Source organism: Microbacterium sp. (assembly GCF_051860965.1).
In the GTDB taxonomy this organism is placed as follows: Bacteria; Actinomycetota; Actinomycetes; order Actinomycetales; family Microbacteriaceae; genus Microbacterium.
In genome coordinates this window covers 577,628-599,805 of the sequence record NZ_JBIMKU010000001.1, presented here as the reverse complement: position 1 = coordinate 599,805, position 22,178 = coordinate 577,628, and the positions used below count along the sequence as shown (strand labels likewise).

Annotated in this window: 24 protein-coding genes; 17 read left to right on the top strand and 7 right to left on the bottom strand. The window is 69.4% G+C overall.

Annotation, left to right across the window (positions count from 1 at the left end; translation table 11 throughout):
* Nucleotide 1 precedes the first annotated feature (1 nt).
* Nucleotides 2-364 (bottom strand): ArsR/SmtB family transcription factor, encoded by a 363-nt coding sequence (locus ACTIFV_RS02830; protein WP_439591234.1) that lies wholly within the window; start codon nt 362-364, stop codon nt 2-4.
* A gap of 13 nt (nt 365-377) precedes the next feature.
* On the opposite strand from ACTIFV_RS02830, the gene purL reads away from it, so the two are divergent.
* The 7 genes from purL (at nt 378) to ACTIFV_RS02795 (ending at nt 6,825) form a co-directional block, all read left to right on the top strand.
* The gene (purL, locus tag ACTIFV_RS02825; RefSeq protein WP_439591233.1) at nt 378-2,771 is read left to right on the top strand and encodes a phosphoribosylformylglycinamidine synthase subunit PurL; all 2,394 of its coding nucleotides are present in this window, start codon (nt 378-380) and stop codon (nt 2,769-2,771) included.
* 9 nt (nt 2,772-2,780) lie between these two features.
* Nucleotides 2,781-2,918 carry a hypothetical protein gene (locus ACTIFV_RS02820; RefSeq protein ID WP_439591232.1) on the top strand — a complete coding sequence of 46 codons (138 nt, stop codon included), beginning with the start codon at nt 2,781-2,783 and terminating at the stop codon, nt 2,916-2,918.
* Nucleotides 2,919-2,973: 55 nt separating this feature from the next.
* Entirely contained in the window at nt 2,974-3,822 is an 849-nt protein-coding gene (locus tag ACTIFV_RS02815; protein WP_439591231.1) for a hypothetical protein, read from the top strand.
* A 54-nt stretch (nt 3,823-3,876) separates the two neighbouring features.
* Nucleotides 3,877-4,755 carry a hypothetical protein gene (locus ACTIFV_RS02810; protein ID WP_439591230.1) on the top strand — a complete coding sequence of 293 codons (879 nt, stop codon included), beginning with the start codon at nt 3,877-3,879 and terminating at the stop codon, nt 4,753-4,755.
* Nucleotides 4,756-4,853: 98 nt separating this feature from the next.
* Nucleotides 4,854-5,231 carry a GntR family transcriptional regulator gene (locus ACTIFV_RS02805; RefSeq protein ID WP_439591229.1) on the top strand — a complete coding sequence of 126 codons (378 nt, stop codon included), beginning with the start codon at nt 4,854-4,856 and terminating at the stop codon, nt 5,229-5,231.
* On the top strand, nt 5,228-6,142 hold the full coding sequence (locus ACTIFV_RS02800; RefSeq protein ID WP_439591228.1) for an ABC transporter ATP-binding protein: 915 nt from the start codon (nt 5,228-5,230) through the stop codon (nt 6,140-6,142). The genes ACTIFV_RS02805 and ACTIFV_RS02800 overlap by 4 nt, the downstream gene beginning before the upstream one ends.
* Nucleotides 6,139-6,825, top strand: coding sequence for a hypothetical protein (locus ACTIFV_RS02795; RefSeq protein ID WP_439591227.1), 687 nt, complete (start codon nt 6,139-6,141; stop codon nt 6,823-6,825). The genes ACTIFV_RS02800 and ACTIFV_RS02795 overlap by 4 nt, the downstream gene beginning before the upstream one ends.
* Nucleotides 6,826-6,864: 39 nt before the next feature.
* Here the strand turns inward: ACTIFV_RS02795 and ACTIFV_RS02790 are convergent, their stop codons facing one another.
* A complete protein-coding gene (locus ACTIFV_RS02790; RefSeq protein WP_439591226.1) occupies nt 6,865-7,161 on the bottom strand; it encodes a chorismate mutase in 297 nt (98 codons plus the stop codon).
* Nucleotides 7,162-7,240: 79 nt separating this feature from the next.
* Between ACTIFV_RS02790 and ACTIFV_RS02785 the strand changes: the two genes are divergently transcribed.
* Nucleotides 7,241-8,398: an AI-2E family transporter gene (locus ACTIFV_RS02785; protein ID WP_439591225.1), complete on the top strand. Its 1,158-nt coding sequence runs from the start codon at nt 7,241-7,243 to the stop codon at nt 8,396-8,398.
* Here ACTIFV_RS02785 and ACTIFV_RS02780 read toward each other — a convergent pair.
* Nucleotides 8,395-9,567, bottom strand: a complete 1,173-nt coding sequence (locus tag ACTIFV_RS02780) for a lactonase family protein (protein ID WP_439591224.1) — start codon at nt 9,565-9,567, stop codon at nt 8,395-8,397. The two genes, ACTIFV_RS02785 and ACTIFV_RS02780, sit on opposite strands and share 4 nt — an antisense overlap.
* A gap of 1 nt (nt 9,568) precedes the next feature.
* Nucleotides 9,569-10,855: an adenylosuccinate synthase gene (locus ACTIFV_RS02775; protein WP_439591223.1), complete on the bottom strand. Its 1,287-nt coding sequence runs from the start codon at nt 10,853-10,855 to the stop codon at nt 9,569-9,571.
* A 79-nt stretch (nt 10,856-10,934) separates the two neighbouring features.
* Here ACTIFV_RS02775 and ACTIFV_RS02770 point away from each other — a divergent pair, with 79 nt between their 5' ends.
* The 9 genes from ACTIFV_RS02770 (at nt 10,935) to ACTIFV_RS02730 (ending at nt 20,689) form a co-directional block, all read left to right on the top strand.
* On the top strand, nt 10,935-11,684 hold the full coding sequence (locus ACTIFV_RS02770) for a Pr6Pr family membrane protein (RefSeq protein ID WP_439591222.1): 750 nt from the start codon (nt 10,935-10,937) through the stop codon (nt 11,682-11,684).
* A gap of 22 nt (nt 11,685-11,706) precedes the next feature.
* The gene (locus tag ACTIFV_RS02765) at nt 11,707-12,354 is read left to right on the top strand and encodes a peptidylprolyl isomerase (RefSeq protein ID WP_439591221.1); all 648 of its coding nucleotides are present in this window, start codon (nt 11,707-11,709) and stop codon (nt 12,352-12,354) included.
* Between the two features lie 136 nt (nt 12,355-12,490).
* Nucleotides 12,491-13,933, top strand: a complete 1,443-nt coding sequence (gene argG / locus ACTIFV_RS02760; protein ID WP_439591220.1) for an argininosuccinate synthase — start codon at nt 12,491-12,493, stop codon at nt 13,931-13,933.
* 39 nt (nt 13,934-13,972) lie between these two features.
* Nucleotides 13,973-14,323, top strand: coding sequence for an ArsR/SmtB family transcription factor (locus ACTIFV_RS02755; protein WP_439591219.1), 351 nt, complete (start codon nt 13,973-13,975; stop codon nt 14,321-14,323).
* A complete protein-coding gene (locus ACTIFV_RS02750; RefSeq protein ID WP_439591218.1) occupies nt 14,316-14,798 on the top strand; it encodes an SRPBCC family protein in 483 nt (160 codons plus the stop codon). The genes ACTIFV_RS02755 and ACTIFV_RS02750 overlap by 8 nt, the downstream gene beginning before the upstream one ends.
* Nucleotides 14,799-14,837: 39 nt before the next feature.
* A complete protein-coding gene (locus ACTIFV_RS02745; RefSeq protein ID WP_439591217.1) occupies nt 14,838-15,467 on the top strand; it encodes a TetR/AcrR family transcriptional regulator in 630 nt (209 codons plus the stop codon).
* The gene (locus tag ACTIFV_RS02740; protein ID WP_439591216.1) at nt 15,464-16,114 is read left to right on the top strand and encodes a hypothetical protein; all 651 of its coding nucleotides are present in this window, start codon (nt 15,464-15,466) and stop codon (nt 16,112-16,114) included. Before ACTIFV_RS02745 ends, ACTIFV_RS02740 begins: the two co-directional genes overlap by 4 nt.
* Entirely contained in the window at nt 16,111-17,922 is a 1,812-nt protein-coding gene (locus ACTIFV_RS02735; RefSeq protein WP_439591215.1) for a YhgE/Pip family protein, read from the top strand. The genes ACTIFV_RS02740 and ACTIFV_RS02735 overlap by 4 nt, the downstream gene beginning before the upstream one ends.
* Before the next feature lie 145 nt (nt 17,923-18,067).
* Complete coding sequence (locus ACTIFV_RS02730) at nt 18,068-20,689, top strand: penicillin acylase family protein (protein ID WP_439591214.1); 2,622 nt, start codon at nt 18,068-18,070, stop codon at nt 20,687-20,689.
* 12 nt (nt 20,690-20,701) lie between these two features.
* Here the strand turns inward: ACTIFV_RS02730 and ACTIFV_RS02725 are convergent, their stop codons facing one another.
* The 3 genes from ACTIFV_RS02725 to mnhG all read right to left on the bottom strand — a co-directional run bounded on the left by ACTIFV_RS02725 (nt 20,702) and on the right by mnhG (nt 22,177).
* On the bottom strand, nt 20,702-21,079 hold the full coding sequence (locus ACTIFV_RS02725; RefSeq protein WP_439591213.1) for a hypothetical protein: 378 nt from the start codon (nt 21,077-21,079) through the stop codon (nt 20,702-20,704).
* 8 nt (nt 21,080-21,087) lie between these two features.
* Nucleotides 21,088-21,711 carry a hypothetical protein gene (locus tag ACTIFV_RS02720; protein WP_439591212.1) on the bottom strand — a complete coding sequence of 208 codons (624 nt, stop codon included), beginning with the start codon at nt 21,709-21,711 and terminating at the stop codon, nt 21,088-21,090.
* Nucleotides 21,712-21,820: 109 nt separating this feature from the next.
* Nucleotides 21,821-22,177 (bottom strand): monovalent cation/H(+) antiporter subunit G, encoded by a 357-nt coding sequence (mnhG, locus tag ACTIFV_RS02715; RefSeq protein WP_439591391.1) that lies wholly within the window; start codon nt 22,175-22,177, stop codon nt 21,821-21,823.
* Nucleotide 22,178 lies beyond the last annotated feature (1 nt).

Sequence of the window (22,178 nt, the reverse complement as noted above, 5' to 3'; positions counted from 1 at the left end):
GTCATTCTCCTTCTGTTCTCTGGGGTTCCGGTTCTTCGGCGAGCAGTGCGTCGAGGCGATCGATGCGCGATCGCCACAGCTCCTCGTAGCGCGCGAGGAGCGCGCGGGCCCTGGCGATCATCGCCGGATCCGCTCGTACGAGACGCTCGCGCCCTTCGGCGCGCTTGACGATGAGGCCGGCCTCTTCGAGGACGGCGACGTTCTTCTGGACGGCCGCGAACGACATGTCGTAGTCGCGGGCGAGCATCGAGACCGACAGCTCACCGTCGATGGTGCGTCGCAGGATGTCGCGGCGCGTCGCCGTGGCGAGCGCGTGGAAGACGCGGTCGATCTGTTCATCGCTGAGCTCCGTTTGTGCAACCATTTGGTTGTACGTTATGCCTCCCGACGTCCGGTGTCAACCCTTTCCCGCGACTAGACTCGGAGGGTCCGGCATCCCCGATTTCCTGGAGCTGAGCCGCGTGACCACCCCCATCGCCGATACCGTCGAGAACGCCATCGCCACGCCCGAGAAGGAGCAGCCGTACGGCGCGCTCGGGCTCAAGCCCGACGAGTACGCGCAGATCCGCGAGATCCTCGGGCGCCGCCCCACGTCGGGCGAGCTGGCGATGTACTCCGTCATGTGGTCGGAGCACTGCTCGTACAAGTCCTCGAAGATCTACCTGCGCCAGTTCGGCCAGAAGGTCTCGGACGAGATGAAGACCCGACTCATGGTCGGCATGGGCCAGAACGCCGGCGTCGTCGACATCGGCGAGGGCTGGGCGGTCACCTTCAAGGTCGAGTCGCACAACCACCCGAGCTACATCGAGCCGTTCCAGGGCGCCGCGACCGGCGTCGGCGGCATCGTGCGCGACATCATCTCGATGGGCGCGCGCCCCGTCGCCGTCATGGACCAGCTGCGCTTCGGTGCGATCGACAACCCCGACACGGCGCGCGTCGTCCACGGCGTCGTGAGCGGCATCTCGTTCTACGGCAACTGCCTCGGCCTGCCGAACATCGGCGGCGAGACGGTCTTCGACGCGGTCTACCAGGGCAACCCGCTCGTCAACGCCCTCGCGGTCGGCGTCATGCGCCACGAGGACATCAAGCTCGCCAACGCGACGGGCGCGGGCAACAAGGTCGTGCTCTTCGGCGCCCGGACGGGTGGCGACGGCATCGGCGGAGCATCCATCCTCGCGTCCGACACGTTCGCCGACGGCGGCCCCACCAAGCGCCCCGCCGTGCAGGTGGGAGACCCCTTCGCCGAGAAGGTGCTCATCGAGTGCTGCCTCGAGCTCTACCGCGACGACCTCGTCGAGGCGATCCAGGATCTCGGGGCAGCGGGCATCTCGTGCGCGACCAGCGAGCTCGCCGCCAACGGCGGCTCGGGCATGCGCGTCGATCTCGAGAACGTCCTGCTGCGCGACTCCACGCTCACGCCCGAGGAGATCCTCATGAGCGAGAGCCAGGAGCGCATGATGGCGATCGTCGCGCCCGAGAAGCTCGACGCGTTCCTGGAGGTCGTCGGCAAGTGGGACGTCGAGACGAGCGTGCTCGGCGAGGTCACGGGCGACGGACGCCTGCAGATCTTCTGGCACGGCGACGAGATCGTGAACGTGGATCCTTCGACCGTCGCCGTCGACGGACCCGTCTACGAGCGGCCCGTCGCCTACCCGACGTGGATCGATGCGCTGCGGGACGACTCGGCCTCGGCGCTGCCCCGCACGAGCGACGCCGACACGCTCCGCGCGCAGTTCCTGCAGCTCGTCGCGAGCCCGAACCTCGCCGACACGTCGTGGGTCACCAACCAGTACGACTACTACGTCATGGGCAACACGGCCCTGTCGTTCCCCGACGACGCCGGCATGATCCGCGTCGACGAGCACTCGGGTCTCGGCTTCGCGATCGCGACCGACTGCAACGGCCGCTTCTGCCAGCTCGACCCGTACGAGGGCGCCAAGCTCGCCCTCGCCGAGGCGTACCGCAACGTGGCCGTCACGGGTGCGGTGCCCACGGCCGTGACCGACTGCCTCAACTTCGGCTCTCCCGAGAACCCCGAGGTCATGTGGCAGTTCTCGCAGGCCGTCGAAGGACTGTCTGACGGATGCCTCGAACTCGGCGTCCCCGTCACCGGCGGCAACGTGAGCTTCTACAACCAGACCGGCGATCAGCCGATCTTCCCGACGCCCGTCGTCGGCGTGCTCGGCATCATCGACGACGTGGGCCGGCGCATCCCGTCGGGCTGGCAGGACGCGGGCGAGAACATCTACCTGCTCGGCGTCACGGCGACCGAGCTCAGCGGCTCGCAGTGGGCCGGCACCGTGCACGGTCACCTCGGCGGTCGGCCCCCGGCCGTCGACCTCGGCCAGGAGCGCAAGCTCGCCGAGCTGCTGCACGCAGGCGGTCAGCAGTCGCTCATCTCGTCGGCGCACGACCTCTCGTCGGGCGGCCTCGCCCAGGCGCTGGCCGAGGGCGTCCTGCGCTTCGGAGTCGGCGCCCGGGTGTGGCTCACCGAGATCATGGAGCGCGACGGGGTGGATGCCGCGACCGCCCTCTTCTCGGAGTCCACCGGCCGCGTCATCGTGAGCGTGCCCCGCGAGGACGACGTGAAGTTCCGCGGGCTCTGCGAAGGCCGGGGCTACCCGGTGCTGCGGATCGGCGTCACCGACCCGACCGATGCCGCGCTCGAAGTGCAGGGACTCTTCACGGTGCCGCTGGCCGAGCTGCGCGATCTGTCGACCTCGACGCTGCCCGACGCCTTCGGTGCCACCGTGTCGGAACCCGCGCTCTAGACTGAGCCCATGGCCCAGAGCGACGATGAGTACGGCGTCTACAGCGAGACGCGACAGAAGCGCATCAAGGTGATCGCATGGGTCACGATCGTGGCGCTCATCCTCGTCGGCGGCGGCGCGACCGTGTTCGCACTGCTCTTCGGCTGACCGTACCCGGCAGACTCCCGGTCGCCACACCGCCTCTCGCGGTTAGCATCGAGGGGTGGAGCCCCTCCTCATCTTCGCCGCCGAGTTCTGGTGGATCGCTCCCGCCGCGGCTGCAGCCGGGACAGCGGGCTGGTTCGGCCTGCGCGCCGGCCGCACGAGAGGTGCCCGTGCTGTGAAGCCCATGCCACGAGGCCCCGCCCGCCGGCTCGGAGTGGATGCCGCGCTGCACGAGCTCGAGTCGGCCAAGAGGGATGTCGCACGCAGTCGAGCGCAGGTGCGCGTCGCGCAGGCCGACCTGCTCCGCGTCGAGGCGGACCGCGCGGCATCCCGAGCCCCCGACGGTGCCGTCGCAGCCGCGCGCCGACGGGTGCAGTCCGCGCGCGCCGAGCTCAAGGCCGCCTCGGTCGCCGTGCGCGCACGGCGTGCAGCGGTCGGCGCCGCGCGGGCGACCGTGCCCGCGGCGCACACCGAGCGCTCCGAGTATCCGCTGGGCAGGCTCATGTCCGAGCACGACGTCCTGACGGCGCGATGGATGCAGTACGAGACCGATCCCGCGAAACTCATCGCGTACCCCGTCATGAGCGATTCGCGCTCGCCGCTGCTCGCCGCCTTCCTCGATGCCGAGCGGCACGCGCGCTGGCTGCGCCCGGCATCCGTCGACGCCCGCATCACACCCGCCGACTTCGCGGCCTATCGGTCCGCGGTCCGTCACGCCGAGGATGCGTTCGACGCCGCAGAGCGCGATGCGCTCATCCAGGCGGGCCATCGACCTCCGCCGCAGTGGACCGTCACGGCGGAGTCCTGGTTCGATCGCGCGCAGGACGTTCTCACCGCGACACAGCGCACGGTCGAGTGGTCGATCAAGAACTTCCCGCGACGCGACCAGCGGCCGCCTTCGCCCTGAGCGCTCAGCATCTTCCCGGTGCCGGGCGGCTCTCGACGTCATTAGCATGAGGGGATGGAGACGTTCGCGCAGCTGTGGGAGAGCTACTGGTGGCTCATCTTCCCCGTCGGCGCGATCACGATCGGCCTCGTGGGCAGGATCGGCAACGCGTGGGAACGTGCCGCGAAGCGACGACACAAACAGCGCATCGAGCTGCTCCGCGCCCGCAGTGAGCTGACAGCCGCCAAGCGCGGTGGGGCGATCTCGAAGACATCGGCCTTCTCCGCGGGCGCCGCCGAACATGAGGGGGAGTCGCAGGCGACACAGCTCGCCCGTCTGTTCGCGACCCACGATTCCGTCACGGCCCGCTGGCTCGACTACGAGCTGGATGTCGCGAAGCTCATCGCCTTCCCCGCCATGAGCGACGGCCGCCAGCCGCTGACGGCGGCGTTCCTGCGTGCGCAGCGCATCGCCGACGGGCTGCGCCCGGCGTCCCCGAAGGCGCGGCTCACGCCCGCTCAGCTCGCCGAGTACCGCAACGCCGTCGCCGACTACGAGGTCGCATTCGACGTCGCCGAGCGCGACGCGCGCCGCATCAAGGACACCTCGTTCACCGAGATCGAGCGCAAGCGGCTGGAGAAGGCCAAGCAGCTTCTCGCCGTCGCCGTCGACCAGGCCGCGACGCCGGCGGAGCGACAGCTCGCCTACCGGCGAGTCCGCGAGGAGCTCGACGGACTGATCGCGCTCTCCGACGACGCGATCGAGGTGCTCGAGACCCAGGTCGCGCTCGAGATCGCCCCCGTCGCTCCGGCAGAGGTCTCGGGCGCAGTTCCCGAGCCGGTCGCCGAACCGGTGCGGTCGGCACCCGGAGCGCGCGAGCACGCGCCATGGCCCGTGCCGGCGCGCACCGACACCGGCTCGGGCCGCGTCATCCATCCCAAGTCGCCTTCCTGAGCACGGATCGGTGGACGACCCCGCCTGGGGGTTGACAGTCGTGCTCTCCCCGTTGCATGGTTAGTTAGTCAAGTAACTAACCAACTGAGCGGAGCGACGTGATCGAAGAAGGCAAGGCGCTCTTCCTGCAGATCGCGGAGAGCGTCGAAGAGTCCATCATCGACGGAAGTCTGGGCGAAGAGACCCAGGCGCCGTCGACGAACGAGCTCGCGGCCTTCTATCGCATCAATCCCGCGACGGCCGCCAAGGGAGTGAACATGCTCGTCGACAAGGGCGTGCTCTACAAGCGACGCGGGATCGGCATGTTCGTCGCCGACGGCGCGCGCTCCGCGCTGCTCGCCGAGCGACGCGCGGTCTTCGCCGACCGATACGTCGACCCCTTGCTCGCCGAGGCGAGGCACCTCGGGCTCGGCCCGGACGACATCGCCCGCCTCATCCAGGAACGATCCACCACTTCGGAAGGAGACCCACGATGACGAACGTGATCGAGGTGAAGAACCTCACCAAGCGCTACCGCGATGCACTGGCGGTCGACGATGTCAGCTTCTCCATCGCGAAAGACACGATCTACGGTCTGCTCGGCCGCAACGGCGCCGGCAAGACGACCGTCATGTCGATCCTCACGGCGCAGAACTTCGCGACGTCGGGCGACGTGCGCATCTTCGGCGAGCACCCGTACGAGAACGCGCGGGTGCTGCAGCGCATGTGCTTCGTGCGCGAGAGCCAGCGCTACCCCGACGACTCGACCCCGCGCCACGCCTTCCGCGCCGCACGGCTCTTCTTCCCGAACTGGAACCAGGAGCTGGCCGAGCGTCTCATCGACGAGCTGCAGCTGCCGATGAAGAAGACGATCAAGAAGCTCTCGCGCGGTCAGCTCTCGGCCGTCGGCGTCATCATCGGCCTCGCCGCGCGGGCCGAGATCACCTTCTTCGACGAGCCCTACCTCGGACTGGATGCCGTGGCCCGCCAGATCTTCTACGACCGGCTGCTCGAGGACTACGCCGAGCATCCGCGCACCGTCATCCTCTCGAGCCACCTGATCGACGAGGTGTCGAACCTGATCGAGCGCGTTCTCGTGATCGATCGCGGGCGGATCATCATGGACGAGGACACGGATGCCGTGCGCGACCGCGCGGCGAACATCGTGGGCGACACCGCCGCGGTCGAGGCCTTCGTCACCGGACGCGAGGTCATCCACCGCGAGAGCCTGGGACGTGTCTCGTCGGTGACGGTGCTCGGCGCACTCTCCGCCGCCGATCACGAGAGCCTGCGGGCCGCCGGCCTGGACGTGGCGCCGGTGTCGCTGCAGCAGCTGATCGTCCGCACGACGCAGCACAGCGCGGAATCCTCGCATCCCTCCCCTCTCGACGAAGGAGCACTCCGATGAGTCGCACTCTCAATGTCGTCCGCATGCAGTTCGTCAACAAGCAGACCTACATCTGGGTGCCCCTCATCGTGCTGGTCGGGGCATTCGTGCTGAGCCTGCTGATCTACGCCATGATCCCCACCGACGCGCCCAAGATCGGCGGCGGCTCGGGGGCGCCGCTGTGGTACTTCATGGTGGTCGGCGTGCAGGCGCTGACGCTGACCTTCCCCTTCTCGCAGGCGATGAGCGTGACCCGGCGCGAGTTCTTCCTCGGCACCCTGCTCACGGCGACAGTGACGGCCGCGATGCTGGCGGTCATCTTCCTCATCGGCGGTCTCATCGAGCAGGCGACGCAGGGGTGGGGGATGAATGGCTACTTCTTCTACCTCGAGTGGATCTGGGCGGCCGGCCCCCTCGCGGCGCTGTTCATCTACTTCGCGATCGCGATGCTGTTCTTCGTCACCGGCTTCTGGGCCGCGACGATCTACAAGCGATGGGGAGCGCTCTGGCTGACGGTCGTGCTCGTCGGCATCGCCTTCGCGCTGGTGGTCCTGATGTGGCTCACGGGCTTCGCGAACGCGTGGGTCCAGCTGTTCACCTGGATCGCCGTGAGCGGCGCACTCGGACTGGCGCTGTGGGGCGTCCTGCTCGCGGCCGTGCTCGCCGCGATCTCGTTCGTCATTCTGCGACGGGCGATCCCGTAGCCGCCGGCTTCGCGGCTGCGATCGGCCGGCGGGTGCGCTTCAGCGCCCGTCGGCCGCTTCCGTGTGGTGGCGGATGACCTCGGCCACGACGAAGTTGAACCACTTCTCGGCGAACTCGGGATCGAGGTCGGCATCGTGCGCGAGCGTGCGCAGGCGGGCGAGCTGGCGCTCCTCGCGAGCGGGGTCGGATGCCGGCATCCCGTGCTCGGCCTTCAGCTCACCGACCTGCTTGGTGCACTTGAACCGCTCGGCGAGCAGGAAGATGAGGGCGGCATCGACATTGTCGATGCTGCTGCGCAGTCGCAGGAGCGTCTGCGTGGGGTCGTCGTCGCTCATGGCTCCGAGCGTAGCGCGGCGCGGAGATCACCCGCGGCGGGCGAGCGGACCGCGCGCGCCCGGCCCTAGAGTGTGACGCATGACCGACGGCACACCTGAACCCGCTCCCCTCGCCGCGGACCCGTCGGCGGGGACGGATGCCGCGGCCACGACCGCGACCGGCTCTCCCGCCAAGACGACCAAGGCGTTCTGGGCGCGGTTGGACAGTCCCTTCCCCGTCGGCTTCTTCGTCACGCTCGGCGGCCTCGCCGCCGTGCTGCTGGGCATCGCGATCACCAACATCTCCACGGTGCTCATCTACATCGCGCTGGCGATGTTCGCGGCGCTCGGTCTGGATCCCCTGCTCAAGTGGCTGGAGCGGCACAAGGTGTCGCGCGTGTGGGGGATCGTCATCGTCTTCTTCATACTCCTCGTCGTCGGTGTCGGACTGCTCTGGCTGGTCGTGCCGACCCTCGTGACCCAGGTCACCCAGTTCTTCTCGACGCTCCCGGCTACGATCAACAACTTCATGGCGTCGGACTTCTACAAGTGGCTCGAGGGCGTCTTCGGCGACGGCCTCACCGACCTGATCGACGACCTCCAGAAGTTCATCACCAATCCCGCGAACATCGCCGCGATCTCCGGGGGCTTGCTGAAGGTGGGCGTCGGCATCGCGACCGCGATCTCGGGCCTGCTCATCGTCGTCGTGCTGACGCTCTATTTCGTCGCCTCGCTGCCCGCCATCAAGGATTCGCTCGTACGCTTCGCTCCGGCCCGCAACCGGCCGAAGGTGCACGCCATGACCGATGAGATCACCGACTCGATCGGCGCCTACCTCATGGGCATGGTCGTCCTGGCGTTCTTCAACTCGGTCGTGGCCTTCACCCTCCACCTGATCCTGGGGTTGCCCTACCCGCTGCTCATGGGGGTGCTGGCCTTCACGATCACGATCATCCCGCTCGTCGGTCCGGTGCTGTACTGGATCTTCGCCACGGCGCTCGCGCTGTTCACGAGCCCCGTGTCGGCGCTCATCTTCGGCATCGCGTACCTGATCTACATCCAGATCGAGGCCTACGTCATCACGCCGCGGGTCATGAGCAAGGCCATTTCGATCCCCGGGTCGCTCGTCGTGATCGGCGCCCTCATCGGCGGCACTCTGCTCGGTCTGCTCGGGGCGCTCATCGCGGTGCCGGTGACGGCATCCATCCTGCTCATCATCAAGCAGGTCTTCATACCCAAGCAGGACGCGAAGCTCTAGACCAAGGGCATGATGCAGGTCGGGCTCGGCGCCGCCGCGCGGTGACGCACGCGGCCGGGCACACCGGTGCGCAGATCGAGCGTGAGGGATGCGACCTCGTCCGAGAGCTGTCCCGCGACCAGCAGCGTGTCGCGCTCGACCACGTGGTGACGCGGCCAGTCGACGCCGGCCTCGACGAGAGCGACCGGCTCGAGGCTCTCGCCCTGGCCGCGGACGCGGACGGTGGCGATCGTGTTGCTGCCGCGCACACCGGCGTAGAGGAAGTCGCCGTCTCGGGATGCCGCGAGCTCCGCGGCCGTGTCGCCCGGAATCGTGCCCGCGCCGAGAGGTGCGCCCCCGACGAGCCGCCACGTGCTCGAGGCATCCGGAGTCAGCACGAACACCTCGCACGACAGCTCGGCGACGACGTACAGGTGCCCGCTCGGGTGCCACACCATGTGGCGCGGGCCGCTGCCGCGCGGAAGCACGACCTCGCCGGCCGGTGCGAGTCCGTCGGCGCCGGCACGCCAGAGCCGCACGAGGTCCAGGCCCATGTCGGTCGTCGCGATGAGCCCGCCGGGGAGGAAGACCGCTTCGTGGGCACGCGAGGGACGCGAATCGGACGCCTCGGCCTCGGGTGCGTGGTCGTGATCCGGCACGAGGTGGGCGAACTCGTCGCCGGCGGCGTCCCGCAGAGCACGTGCCGCCGCGGCCAGATCGATGTCACCGGAGCGCGCGAGGGTCGATCCCGAGCCCGGGGCGGTCGAGCCGTACGGGTCGACCGCCACCGTCGCGGCAACCGGCGCGGACGGGCGCCCCGCGGCATCCAGCGACATGCGCACGACGCGTCCGTCGCCCCAGCAGCTCGCGACGAGCGATGCGCCGTCGGGTGCGACCGCGACGTGACAGGTCGCCTCGCCCGCCGCGACGGGCTCGCCCAACGCGACGAAGGAGGCCTCGCCTGTGCGGCGGAACGCCTGGACGGCCCCGCGCTTCTCGAGCGCCGCGTAGACGACGTCGAGCGAGGGATGCCATGCCACCCACGACGGCGAGTCCGCCGGTGCGACCTCGCCCGTGAACCCGAGCGGCCCGCCGGCGAGCGCGTCGTCGGGTGCCCCGGCGAGCAGCATCCCGATCCCGGTGCCGTTTCCGCCCATGTCGGCGGTGTACCCGCCCAGGAGGAAGCGCACGTCAGTCGACGAGGTCGTGGCGCACGATGACGGCGTCGCGCGCCGCACCCACGCCGATGACCGAGATGCGGGTCCCGCTCATCTTCTCGAGCGCGAGCACGTAGTCCTGCGCTTCGAGCGGGAGGTCGTCGAAGGTGCGCGCGGTCGAGATGTCCTGCTTCCACCCGGGGAAGAACTCGAGGATGGGCGTCGCGTGGTGGAAGTCGGTCTGGTTGACGGGGACCTCGTCGAAACGCACGCCGTCGACGTCGTAGGCGACGCACACCGGGATCTCGTCCAGCCCGGAGAGGATGTCGAGCTTGGTCAGCACGAGATCGGTGATGCCGTTGATGCGCGTGGCGTAGCGGGTGATCGGAGCGTCGTACCAGCCGACGCGGCGCGGGCGACCCGTCGTCGTGCCGAACTCGAAGCCGCGCGAGCGCAGCCACTCGCCCTGCTCGTCGAAGAGCTCGGTCGGGAAGGGTCCTGAGCCGACGCGCGTCGTGTACGCCTTGACGATGCCCACGATGCGGTCGAGGCGATTCGGTCCCACCCCGGCGCCCGTGGCCGCCCCGCCCGCCGTCGCCGACGACGACGTGACGAACGGGTACGTGCCGTGGTCGACGTCGAGCATCGTGGCCTGACCGCCCTCGAAGACGACGACCTCGCCGGCATCCAGCGCATCGTTCAGCAGCAGCGACGTGTCGGCGACCATCGGCCGCAGGCGCTCGGCGTACGACAGGAGGTCCTCGACGATCTCGTCGACCGTGATGGCGCGACGGTTGAAGATCTTCACCAGCAGGTGGTTCTTCTGGTCGAGCGCCCCCTCGACCTTCTGCCGCAGGATGTTCTCGTCGAAGAGGTCCTGCACGCGGATGCCGACGCGGTTGATCTTGTCGGCGTACGCGGGGCCGATGCCCCGCCCCGTGGTGCCGATCATCCGCTTGCCGAGGAACCGCTCGGTCACCTTGTCGAGCGTGCGGTGGTACTGGGTGATGATGTGGGCGTTGGCGCTCACCTTGAGGCGCGACGTGTCGACTCCGCGCGCGTGCAGCGCCTCGAGCTCGTAGAAGAGAACCTCGAGGTCGACCACGACGCCGTTGCCGATGACGGCGTTGACGCCCGAAGACAGGATGCCGGAGGGCAGCAGATGCAGCGCGTACTTCTCGTCGCCGATCACGACCGTGTGACCGGCGTTGTTGCCGCCGTTGAACTTGACGACCCAGTCGGTGCGATCGCCGAGCAGGTCCGTCGCCTTGCCCTTGCCCTCGTCTCCCCATTGGACGCCGATGATCACAATGCCTGGCATGGGCCCACTCCCCCGTTTATCGGACGGTTACACCCCATCCTACCGAGGTGCCGCCGCGAACCGACGATAGGGTGTGGCCATGCTGCGCACCCCTGCCTGGGCACTCACCTGGTCCGTCCTCCGCATCGTCATGGCCCTCGTCATCGTGGCGGCGGTCGTCGCTCAGCTCGTCGAGTCCCTGTCCCGCGCCGAGCGCAACGGCCAGGACATCGCGACGGTCGCGAGCAACTTCTTCAGCTTCTTCACGATCCTCTCCAACGTGCTCGCCGCCGTCGTGCTGGTGATCGCCGCGGCCTGGTGCCTGACGAGAGGGAGGGCGTTCTCCTCCGAGCCCCGGGGCATCGCGATCGCGCTCGCCTCGGTGACGACGTACATGATCATCACGGGCATCGTCTACAACATCCTGCTGCGGGGAGTCCAGCTGTATCCCGGTACCGAGCCGATCCCCTGGTCGAACGAGGTGATGCACCTGATCGGGCCGATCTTCCTCCTGCTCGACCTCTTCCTCGCCCCCAAGCGCCGCGGCCTCGCCTGGTCGACGGTGGGCATCATCGCGATCTTCCCGATCGTCTGGGTCGTCTACACGCTCATCCGCGCGAACCTCGTCACGAACCCGGCGACCGGCGACCCCTGGTGGTACCCGTATCCGTTCCTGAACCCGAACAACTTCGACAACGGCTACGGCACCGTCGTGCTCTACATCGTCGGGATCGCCGTCGCCATCATCGCGATCGGCTTGTTCGTGGTGTGGGTCGGCCGGGCGCGCGAAGACGGCCGGGCCGACGCCGAGGTCGGCGACCCGCGGTTCGCGCCCGACACCGCTGCCTGACCCACGCGTCTACCCTGGACGGATGCGCTCGCGTCTCGTCCTGGTCCCGCTCGCCCTCCTGGCCCTCGCCCTCTCCGGCTGCGCGTCGGCGTCGCCCGGCGGCGATGCCACTCCGGGCGGAGGCGCGTGCGAGTACGTCGAGAGTGCCGGTGCGGTGAAAGAGGTGGCGTTCCCGGATGCCGCGGGCGAGGCATCCGGCACCGTCGAGGCGACCCTGCAGACGACCGCCGGCGACATCCCGATGACCCTCGATGCCGACCGCACGCCCTGCACCGTCGGCAGCTTCGTCTCACTGGCCGATCAGGGCTACTACGACGACAGCCCCTGCCATCGCCTCACCACGTCGGGGATCTTCGTGCTGCAGTGCGGTGACCCGTCCGGCACCGGCAGGGGCGGTCCCGGGTACCGCTACGGCGACGAGCTCGACGGCACCGAGACGTACCCCGCCGGCACCGTCGCGATGGCCAACGCCGGACCCGATACGAACGGGTCGCAGTTCTTCCTCGTCTACGAAGACACGGAGCTTCCGCCGTCGTACACGGTCTTCGGGCAGCTGTCGCCCGAGGGCCTCGCCGTCGTGCAGGAGATCGCGGCCGCCGGCGTCGAGGGCGGCGCAGATGACGGCGCCCCCGCGACACCCGTGACGATCACGGGCGTCACTCTGCGCTGAGGCTCACGCTCGGTCGGAGGATGTGCGCTCCGTCGGAGGATTCCGCCGCGATCCTCCGACCGACACGACATCCTCCGACGGGGAAGCACGCGCGACCGGCCGAAACGCGAGACACGGCTCTCGGTAGGATCGAGTCATGTCGAAGGTCCTTCAGTCCCTGCCCACCGGCGAGCGCGTCGGCATCGCCTTCTCGGGGGGTCTCGACACGTCCGTCGCCGTCGCGTGGATGCGCGACAAGGGCGCCGTCCCCTGCACCTACACGGGCGACCTCGGTCAGCCCGACGAGGACGACATCGAAGCGATCCCGGGCCGGGCGCTCGAGTACGGCGCCGAGGTCGCACGGCTCGTCGACTGCAAGACGGCCCTCGTCGAAGAGGGCTTCGTCGCCCTCGCCTGCGGGGCGTTCCACATCCGCTCCGGCGGCAAGACGTACTTCAACACGACGCCGCTCGGGCGCGCTGTCACGGGCACGCTGCTCGTGCGCGCGATGAAAGAGGACGGCGTCGACATCTGGGGCGACGGCTCCACGTACAAGGGCAACGACATCGAGCGGTTCTACCGCTACGGCCTGCTCGCGAACCCCGCTCTGCGCATCTACAAGCCGTGGCTCGACGCCGACTTCGTGACGGAGCTCGGCGGTCGCAAAGAGATGAGCGAGTGGCTCGTCGAGCACGGCTTCCCCTACCGCGACTCGGTCGAGAAGGCGTACTCGACCGACGCCAACATCTGGGGTGCGACGCACGAGGCGAAGACCCTCGAGCACCTCGACGTCTCGCTCGAGACGGTCGACCCGATCATGGGTGTGCGCTTCTGGGATCCGGCCGTCGAGATCGAGACCGAGGATGTCTCGGTCACGTTCGAGCAGGGGCGTCCTGTCGCCCTCAACGGCGCCGCGTACTCCGACCCCGTCGAGCTGGTCTTCGAGGCGAACCGCATCGGCGGCCGCCACGGCCTGGGCATGAGCGATCAGATCGAGAACCGCATCATCGAGGCGAAGTCGCGCGGCATCTACGAGGCTCCGGGCATGGCCCTGCTGTTCATCGCGTACGAGCGCCTGGTCAACGGCATCCTGAACGAAGACACGCTCGCGACGTATCACGAGCAGGGCCGCCGCCTCGGTCGGCTCATGTACGAGGGACGCTGGCTCGAGCCGCAGTCGCTCATGCTGCGCGAGTCGATCCAGAAGTGGGTCGGCCTCACGATCAACGGCACGGTCACGCTGCGCCTTCGCCGCGGCGACGACTGGACGATCCTCGACACGACCTCGCCCAACCTCTCGTACGGCCCCGAGAAGCTCTCTATGGAGCGCGTCGGCGATGCGGCCTTCGGCCCCACCGACCGCATCGGGCAGCTCACGATGCGCAATCTCGACATCGCCGACTCGCGCTCGCGCCTCGAGCAGTACGCGGGCCTCGGCCTCATCGGCGGCGCGACGGGTGCCCTCGTGGGCCGCATCGAAGCCGGCGAGGCGAACGAGATCACCGACCACGCGGCCGACTACGACGCCGAGCGCGAAGAGCTCGCCGAGGCGACGGATGCCGCGAACGAGGCGTCCGCCTTCGATCTCGGCACGGACTGAAGTATTTGCATGATGGCGTAATTGCGCTATCATGCAAATATGACGGATGAGCTCAGCGAGGTCTTCTCGGCGCTCGCCGACCCCACGCGCCGCGCGATCCTCGCTCGGCTCGCCGACGGGTCGGCGACGGTCGGCGATCTCGCGGAGCCCTTCGCGCTGAGCCTGCCCACCGTGTCGCGGCACATCGCCGCGCTCGAGAAGGCGGGGCTCGTCCGCAAGATACGGCGGGGCCAGGAGCGCGTCGTCGAACTCGAGAGCGCGCGCCTGCGCGACGCGGAGGAGTGGATCGGCGAATACCGACGCTTCTTCGAGAGCCGCTTCGACGCCCTCGCTCGCCACCTCGGCCGGGGTCGCCCGGCCGGAGAAATCCCGGAGGATCCCGATGTCTGAGCACGACCGACGGCAGATCGTCGTCACCCGCACGTTCCCGGTCCCGCGCGCGGAGGTGTTCCGCGCCTGGACCGTCCCCTCGGAACTGGAATGGTTCCTCAACCCCGAGCAGCCGAGACCCGCACAGCCGATCGAGGTCGACCTGCGCGTGGGCGGAGCGTGGACGCTCCCCATGGTCATCGACGAAGACACGAGGTACACGACCGGCGGCATCTACCTCGAGATCGTGCCCGACGAGCGGCTCGTCTTCGCGTGGGGCGCAGAGGACGGCTGGCCCGAGCTCGATCGCTCCGATCTGCGCGCCGGCCCGGTCGCGACGATCGTCTTCGAGGACGTCGACGAGGAATCCAGCAGCGCGACGATGACGCTCGCGCTGCCCGACGACATGCCCGACGACGAGGTTGAGCAGTGGCTCGCCAAGGGGATCGGCACGGGTTGGCGGATGACTGTGGAAAGGCTGACACTTCCCGCCTAAGTTACACAGCGGTGTGCACTTTAGGCGTACACTCGCAGCGTGACCACCACCGACACCACCGCGCGTCGCCCCCGACGCGATGCGCAGGAGAACCGGCGCGGGATACTGGATGCCGCGGCCGCCGCCCTCGCCAGCGACCCCCACGCATCCATCGACACGATCGCCCGCCGCGCGCACCTCACGCGCCGCACCCTCTACGGACACTTCGCCGACCGCGAGTCGCTCATCCGCGAGCTCGTCGAGCTCGGCGCCGGGCGCTTCAACGAGATCGCAGGATCGGTGCACGACGACGATGCGCGCGTCGCGCTCGCGACGCTCGCATCGCGCCTGTGGGGCGAGGCCTCCCGCGTGCAAGTCGCCGCCGCCATCGCGCTCGACGAGACGCACGTGCACGACACCGCCGACGCCCTCGCCCCGCTGCGCGCCACCGTGCTGCGGCTCGTGCGTCGAGGTCAGGCCGACGGATCGCTGCGCGAGGACATCACGGCGGGCACGCTCGCGCGACTCATCGAGGAGTCCGCGCGCATGGCCATCACCCGGCTCGACGTCGCGTCGCCCGACGCCCGAGGACTCGCCGTGCGCGCCGTGCTGAGCATCGCCGGTCTGTCGTGGCGCGAGTGCGTCGACCTGCTCGAGACCCACCCCGCGATCCTCGACGTGACCGAATGAGAGTCCAGCTCCGGGCGGCGGCGAAGGGCCGCGCGCTCCCCGCGACGACCGTCGTCTACGAATCCGGCCGAGCGGTGCTCGTGTGCGAAGAGACCGAACAGCGTCCGACGGTGCTCGGCCTCCTCGCATCCGGCCGCATGCGTCCGGCCGCCGGTGCGGTCGAGATCGACGGGCGGGTGGATGCCGCGGCCCTCCGGCGTCGTGTCGCGCTCGTCGACGCCCCCGATGTGTCCGACCCCGACCCGAACGTCCTGGTCGCGGGTGTCGTCGCCGAGGAGCTCATGTTCGCGGGGCGCCGCTCCGACCCGATCGCCGCGCGGCGCTGGCTCGAAGGCCTGGGGCTCGGTGAGCTCGCACTCCTGCCGATCAGCACGGTCGAGCCCGCCGCGCGACTGCGCATGCTGTGCGAGCTCGCCGTGCTGCGGAAGGGCGTCGAGGGCATCGTGCTCGTCTCGCCCGACCGCCACGGCGGCGAGCCCGCCGTGTGGTGGCGACTTGCCGAAGAGCTCGCGGCGCGCGGACTCGCCGTGCTCGTGATCGCCGGCCGCGCCTCGCAGACCGCGCTGGCCGCGGCATCCCGCACCCGAACGCGGCGGGCTCCGAAGCCTTCGCGCGCCGCGCGCCTGCGTTCGGGGGTCCTCCGATGAAGGTCCCTCAGATGGTGCTCGCCGAGCTGCGGCGACTGTTCTCGTCGCGCATGTCGATCATCGCCCTGGTGGCGCTTCTGGCCGTGCCCATCCTCTACGGCGGTCTGTATCTGTGGGCGAACCAGGACCCCTACGGTCGTCTCGCACAGGTGCCCGTCGCCCTCGTCGTCGAAGACGCCGGCGCCACCATCGACGGCACCGCTCGCAACCTCGGCGACGAGGTCGCCGCGGACCTGCTCGAAAGCGGCACATTCGACTGGCATCGAGTGGATGCCGCGGCAGCGGAAGCCGGACTCGACGACGGGACCTATGATTTCTCGATCGAGGTGCCGGCGGACTTCACGGCATCCATCGCCTCGATCACCTCCGACGCCCCGCGGCAGGCGACGCTGCAGCTGCGGACCAACGACGCCAACAACTACCTGGCCACGACGATCGGCACGCAGGCGGTCGAGAAGATCCGGGCCACCGTCGCCGAGAAGGTCGTGAGCGAAGCCGGTCTGACGCTGCTGGACGCCCTCGCGACGATCCGCGTGCAGCTGACGGATGCCGCGTCCGGCGCCGGTCGTCTCGTCGACGGGCTCGGCACGGCCGGCACGGGCGCGAGCGCCCTGACCGACGGGGCGACGCAGCTCGCCGACGGGACGGCGCGGCTGCGCGACGGATCGACCCGGCTCGCGAGCGGCGCGCAGCAGGTCGCCGCCGGAACCCAGCAGCTCGACGCGGTCGCGGGTCGAGTGGGAGCCGCCGCGGCGGAAGTCACGGCAGCGCTCCCCTCGATCCGGACGGACATCGCCGACCGCCTCGCTGCACGCGGACTCACGCCCGCCGAGATCGACGAGGTCCTCGCGGCGCTCGACCCCCTCGGCGAGAAGGTCGAGGCCGTCGATCAGCGCGTGCAGTCCGCCGTCGGCCAGATCGATCGGCTCAACGCCGGCGCCGAGCAGGTGTCGGCCGGGAGCGCCGAGCTCGCGCAGGGCGCGGCATCCGCCGCCGACGGGGCCGCGCGCCTGCAGGCCGGCGCCGCGGCGCTGGGCACGGGACTCGACCAGCTCTCCGACGGCGCCACCCAGCTGCGGGACGGTCTGCAGTCCGGCGTGGGGCAGCTTCCCGACACGGATGCCGCGACGCGTCAGAAGCAGGCCGCGACGATCGGCAACCCGGTCGACATCGACACCTCGACCGTCGCCCAGGCGCAGAACTACGGTGCGGGTCTCGCGCCGTTCTTCGCGGCGCTCGCGGCCTGGATCGGCATCTACGCGCTGTTCCTGATCGTCAAGCCGATCTCGCGTCGCGCCGTCACGGCACTGCACTCGCCGATCCGCGTGACGCTCGCGGGATGGGCGACGCCCGCGATCCTGGGCGGGGTCCAGATGATCGGCCTGTTCGCCGTGCTCTCGCTCGCTCTGGGCTTCCAGTTCGCAAATCCGCTCGCGACGCTCGGCATCCTGCTGCTCGCATCGGCGACGTATGCGGCCATCATCCTCGCGCTGAACGTCTGGTTCGGCTCCGTCGGGCAGTTCCTCGGTCTCGTGCTCATGGTGCTGCAGCTCGTGACGGCGGGCGGCACGTTCCCCTGGCAGACGCTCCCGGCGCCGCTCGCCGCGCTCCATCACGTGCTGCCGATGAGCTACGTCGTCGACGCGATGCGCCAGGTGATGTACGGCGGCGATCCGAGTCGCGTCTGGCTCGATCTGGGCGTCCTGCTCCTCTGGCTCGCCGCGGCCGGCGTCGCGGCGGCGATCGGAGTCACACGCATGACGCACTTCCGCACGCTGCGCGATCTCCAGCCCAGCATCATCGGCTGAACCCTCCCGGAACCGAGCGACATTCGGGTCGGGATGCTCCGCCGGGTTACGATGCCTGACGGTGCCGCTCGACCCGAACGGGAGGCACGGAGTTCCGTCGTGCGCGGCACGGCGTGTCTGGGGACCTTCCGGAAGAGATGCATCGATGACGACGTCCACGCCTGAACCGGCCGATACCGAGACCGAACACGCGCCGCGCAAACGCTCCGTGGGCAGGACGATCGGCCTCTGGGTCTTCGGCGCCATCGCCGGCCTCACCGTCGTCGCGCTCGTCGCCGCGGGCCTCCTCGGCTGGACGATCCAGCGGTCCTTCCCCCAGCTCGACGGCACGATCGAGGTCGAGGGCCTCGGCGACGACGTCACGGTGCAGCGCGACGCCCTCGGCATCCCCACGATCACGGCGGACGACACGCACGACCTGTTCTTCGCGCAGGGCTACGTGCAGGCGCAGGACCGCTTCTGGGAGATGGACTTCCGTCGCCACGTGACGAGCGGTCGTCTCTCCGAGCTGTTCGGCGCGTCGCAGCTCGCGACGGACAAGTTCATCCGCACGCTCGGGTGGCGAGCGGTCGCCGAGCAGGAGGTCGCGGCGCTGAGCCCCGAGAGCCGCGCGTACTACGACGCGTACGCCGACGGTGTGAACGCCTACCTCGCCGATCACCAGGGGGCGGATGCCTCGTTCGAGTACGCCGTCCTCGGTCTGCAGAACGCCGACTACGAGATCGAGCCGTGGACCGCGGCGGACTCCGTGGCGTGGCTCAAGGCCATGGCGTGGGACCTCCGCTCCAACCTCGAGGAGGAGGCTCAGCGCGCGATCCTCGCTCAGACGTACGACGCCGAGGGGCTGGACGCGCTCTACCCCGACTACCCGTTCGACACCAATCCCGTCATCGTTCCCGAGATCTCGACCGTGCCCGCTCTGGGCACCGCCGCGGAGGAGGCGTCGGGCGAGGGCGAGCTCTCCGTCGCGACGGCCTCGATCGAGTGGAGCGAGGTCGACGGCGTCGTCGAGGCGGTCAGCGCCCTCGTCGGCGGAGCGGGCGAGGGCATCGGCTCGAACTCCTGGGTCGTCTCGGGCAGCCTGACCGACACCGGCATGCCCCTGCTCGTGAACGACCCGCACCTCGGTGCCGCGCTGCCGAGCGTCTGGCACCAGATCGGGCTGAAGTGCCGGACGCTCAGCGAAGCCTGCGCGTTCGACGTGTCCGGCTTCGGCTTCTCGGGCGTGCCGGGCGTCATCATCGGCCACAACTCCCGCATCGCGTGGGGCTTCACGAACCTGACGACGGATGTCGCCGACCTGTACATCGAGAAGATCGACGGCGACGAGTACTGGCGCGACGACGCACTCGTCCCGCTCGACGAGCGCACCGAGACGATCGAGGTCGCCGGCGGCCAGGACGAGGAGCTCGTCATCCGCTCCACGGTCAACGGTCCGATCGTCTCGGGACTCACCGACGACTACGACGCCATCGCAGCCGACCCGTACGTCGGCGGCGACGACGGCGCGCAGGAGCCCGCAGACGCCCCCGACGGCGAGTACGCCGTCAGCCTCAAATGGACCGCCCTCACGCCGGGCTCGACCCCCGAGGCGATCTTCGCGCTCAACATCGCGCAGGACTTCGACGGCTTCCGCCGCGCGGCATCCCTCTTCGACGTCCCCGCGCAGAACCTCATCTACGCCGACGTCGACGGCAACATCGGCTACCAAACGCCCGGAAAGCTCCCGATCCGCGGAGCGGGTGACGGATGGATGCCGCAGCCCGGTTGGGATTCGGCCTACGACTGGAACGGGTTCATCCCGTTCGAGGAGCTCCCCGTCGTGTACAACCCGACCGAGGGATACATCGTCACCGCCAACAACGCGGTCACAGACGACAGCTATCCCTACTTCCTCACGCGGGACTGGGACTACGGCTGGAGAGCCGCGCGCATCGCCGACCTCATCCAGCGCAAGTCGGCCGAGGGTCCGATCACCGTCGACGTCATGCGCGACATCCAGGCCGACAACGAGTTCTACATGGGCAAGCGTCTGACGGCGGCCTTCATGGACGTCACGACGGGTCGCGAGGGTCCCGATGCGGCGCTCGACCTGATGCGCACGTGGAACGCGCAGAACGACGCGGATTCGGATGCCGCGGCCTACGCCAACGTGCTGTGGGACGAGCTCGTGCAGAACCTCTTCGTCCGCGGCCGCGAGAACCCCGCGCCGACGACCGACCAGGCCCGCCTGTTCCTCGTGGTCGATGCGATCCTCGCCGATCCCGGATCGGACTGGTGGCAGAACGAGGAGCTCGGCGTCACGGGACGCGAAGAGATGCTCGCCGTCACGGCCGAGGGGGCCTACGACCGCCTCGCGAAGCTGCAGGGCGACAACATGACGCGATGGAACTGGGGCTCGCTCCACGCACTGCCGCTGCGCAGCGACACGTTCGGGTCATCGGGCATCGCGCCGATCGAGGCGCTCTTCAACCGCGGACCGTACGCCGTCGGTGGCGGCTCGTCGATCGTCAACGCGACGGGGTGGGATATCGGGGGCGACTTCGCCACGGTGACGGTCCCGTCCATGCGGATGGTCGTGGACCTGTCGGACTTCGACGCCTCGCGCTGGAATCACCTGACCGGCACGAGCGGTCACACGTTCCACCCGAACTACGTCGACCAGACCGAGAACTGGCAGAAGGCGATCCTCACGCCGTGGGCGTTCACTCCGGATGCCGTGGCCGCCGCGACCACCGACACCCTGACGCTCACGCCCGCCGACTGACGGGCACGAACGTCACCGGGGCGGTGCGAACACCGCCGCGGCCTGTTCGATCTCTGCTTCGCTGGGCACCCGGACCTGATAGTCGCGGGCCCGCACGTGCGCGAGGAAGTCGGCGTCCGGCGCGACGCCGTACGTCTGCACGTAGTACGTGACCGGGCCGGTCCACACGTACTCGCCGTCGGTGCGGATCGTCATGGGCACGACCTTCTCGTCGTTGTCGAGGACGTCGATGCCCAGCGCCGTCGTGTGCATCACCACCGCGCCCGCCTGAAGGTAGTCGCCGACCCGAGCGGCTTCCTCTTCGGACAGACGCTCCTCGCTCAACGGCGGACGCTGCCCGGGAGCGGTCGGCACCCAGCCCGGCTCGAACACGGTCACCTGCTTGATCATCGACTCTCTCAACTCTCCGGGCTGAACAGCACCCACGTGCCGCTCGGCGGCCACACCGGCGCACCTGTCACCGGATCGATGTCGGTCACGAACGGGTCTCCGTTCGGTCGCGACCACACCGGCGTCGTGGGCGCCGTGACGTCGACGCCGAGCTCGTTGGACAACTGCTGGGCGAACCCGTCCGGCTGGCGGCCGGTGTCGCACGAGAACAACCGTATCGGGGTCTCGCCGTCCCAGTCGGTGCGTCGACGGACGACGTCCGCGAACGTCGAGGCATCCATCATCGTCCCGTCGCCACCCTGCACCGCGGTCGGGGATCCGTGCAGGTCCAGGGCGTACTCGCCCGGATAGACCGGGACGTCTGCCGCGAAGTCTCGATCCTTCTTGGGCAGGAAATGCCATCCGGCGTCGGTCCGCCTGCCCCGCCGGAGGAAGATGTCGCCCAGCCACCCGCGCGACGTCGCATCGGTGACGGTGTCGGGGTCGAAGGTGTCCACATCCCGCACCGCGCGCACGACGGTGTCCAGGTGTCCATCGATATTGGTGGTCAGCTGAGAGAGCTTGAGGTCCGCGTGGCGCATGCCGTCCAGCACCGCCTGCCGGAGCTCGCGGAAGATCGGCTTCATCGACATCTCGCACTCCTCCGGATCCGGCGCGACGATTCCTCGCGCCCGTCTCGACCCTCGAACCGTATCCGAGCGTGCACCGATCGGCGATGGAGAGAAGTCCCCACCCGCCGGATCAGCCGCCCGCGGCGGGTGGCGTGCGGCGCGACTCGGCCAGTTCGTCCACGTAGAGCGAGCGCTCGTCGATCGTGCCGTTGCGGTAGGCCTGACGGCCGACCATGTGCGCCGAGAGCGGGGCCGTCGCGAGCTGGATCAGCACGACCGGCACGAGGAAGGCGACGACGGGCCACGAGCGCAACGCCAGCGCGATCGCGATGCAGATGAGGATGAGCCCGAGCACCTGCGGCTTCGTCGCGGCATGCAGGCGGGTCGGCACATCGCGGAACCGCAGCAGACCGATCGCGGCCGTGAGGCACAGCAGCGCCCCGATGAGGATCAGGATCAGCGCGGCGAGGTCGAGCACGGCATCCATC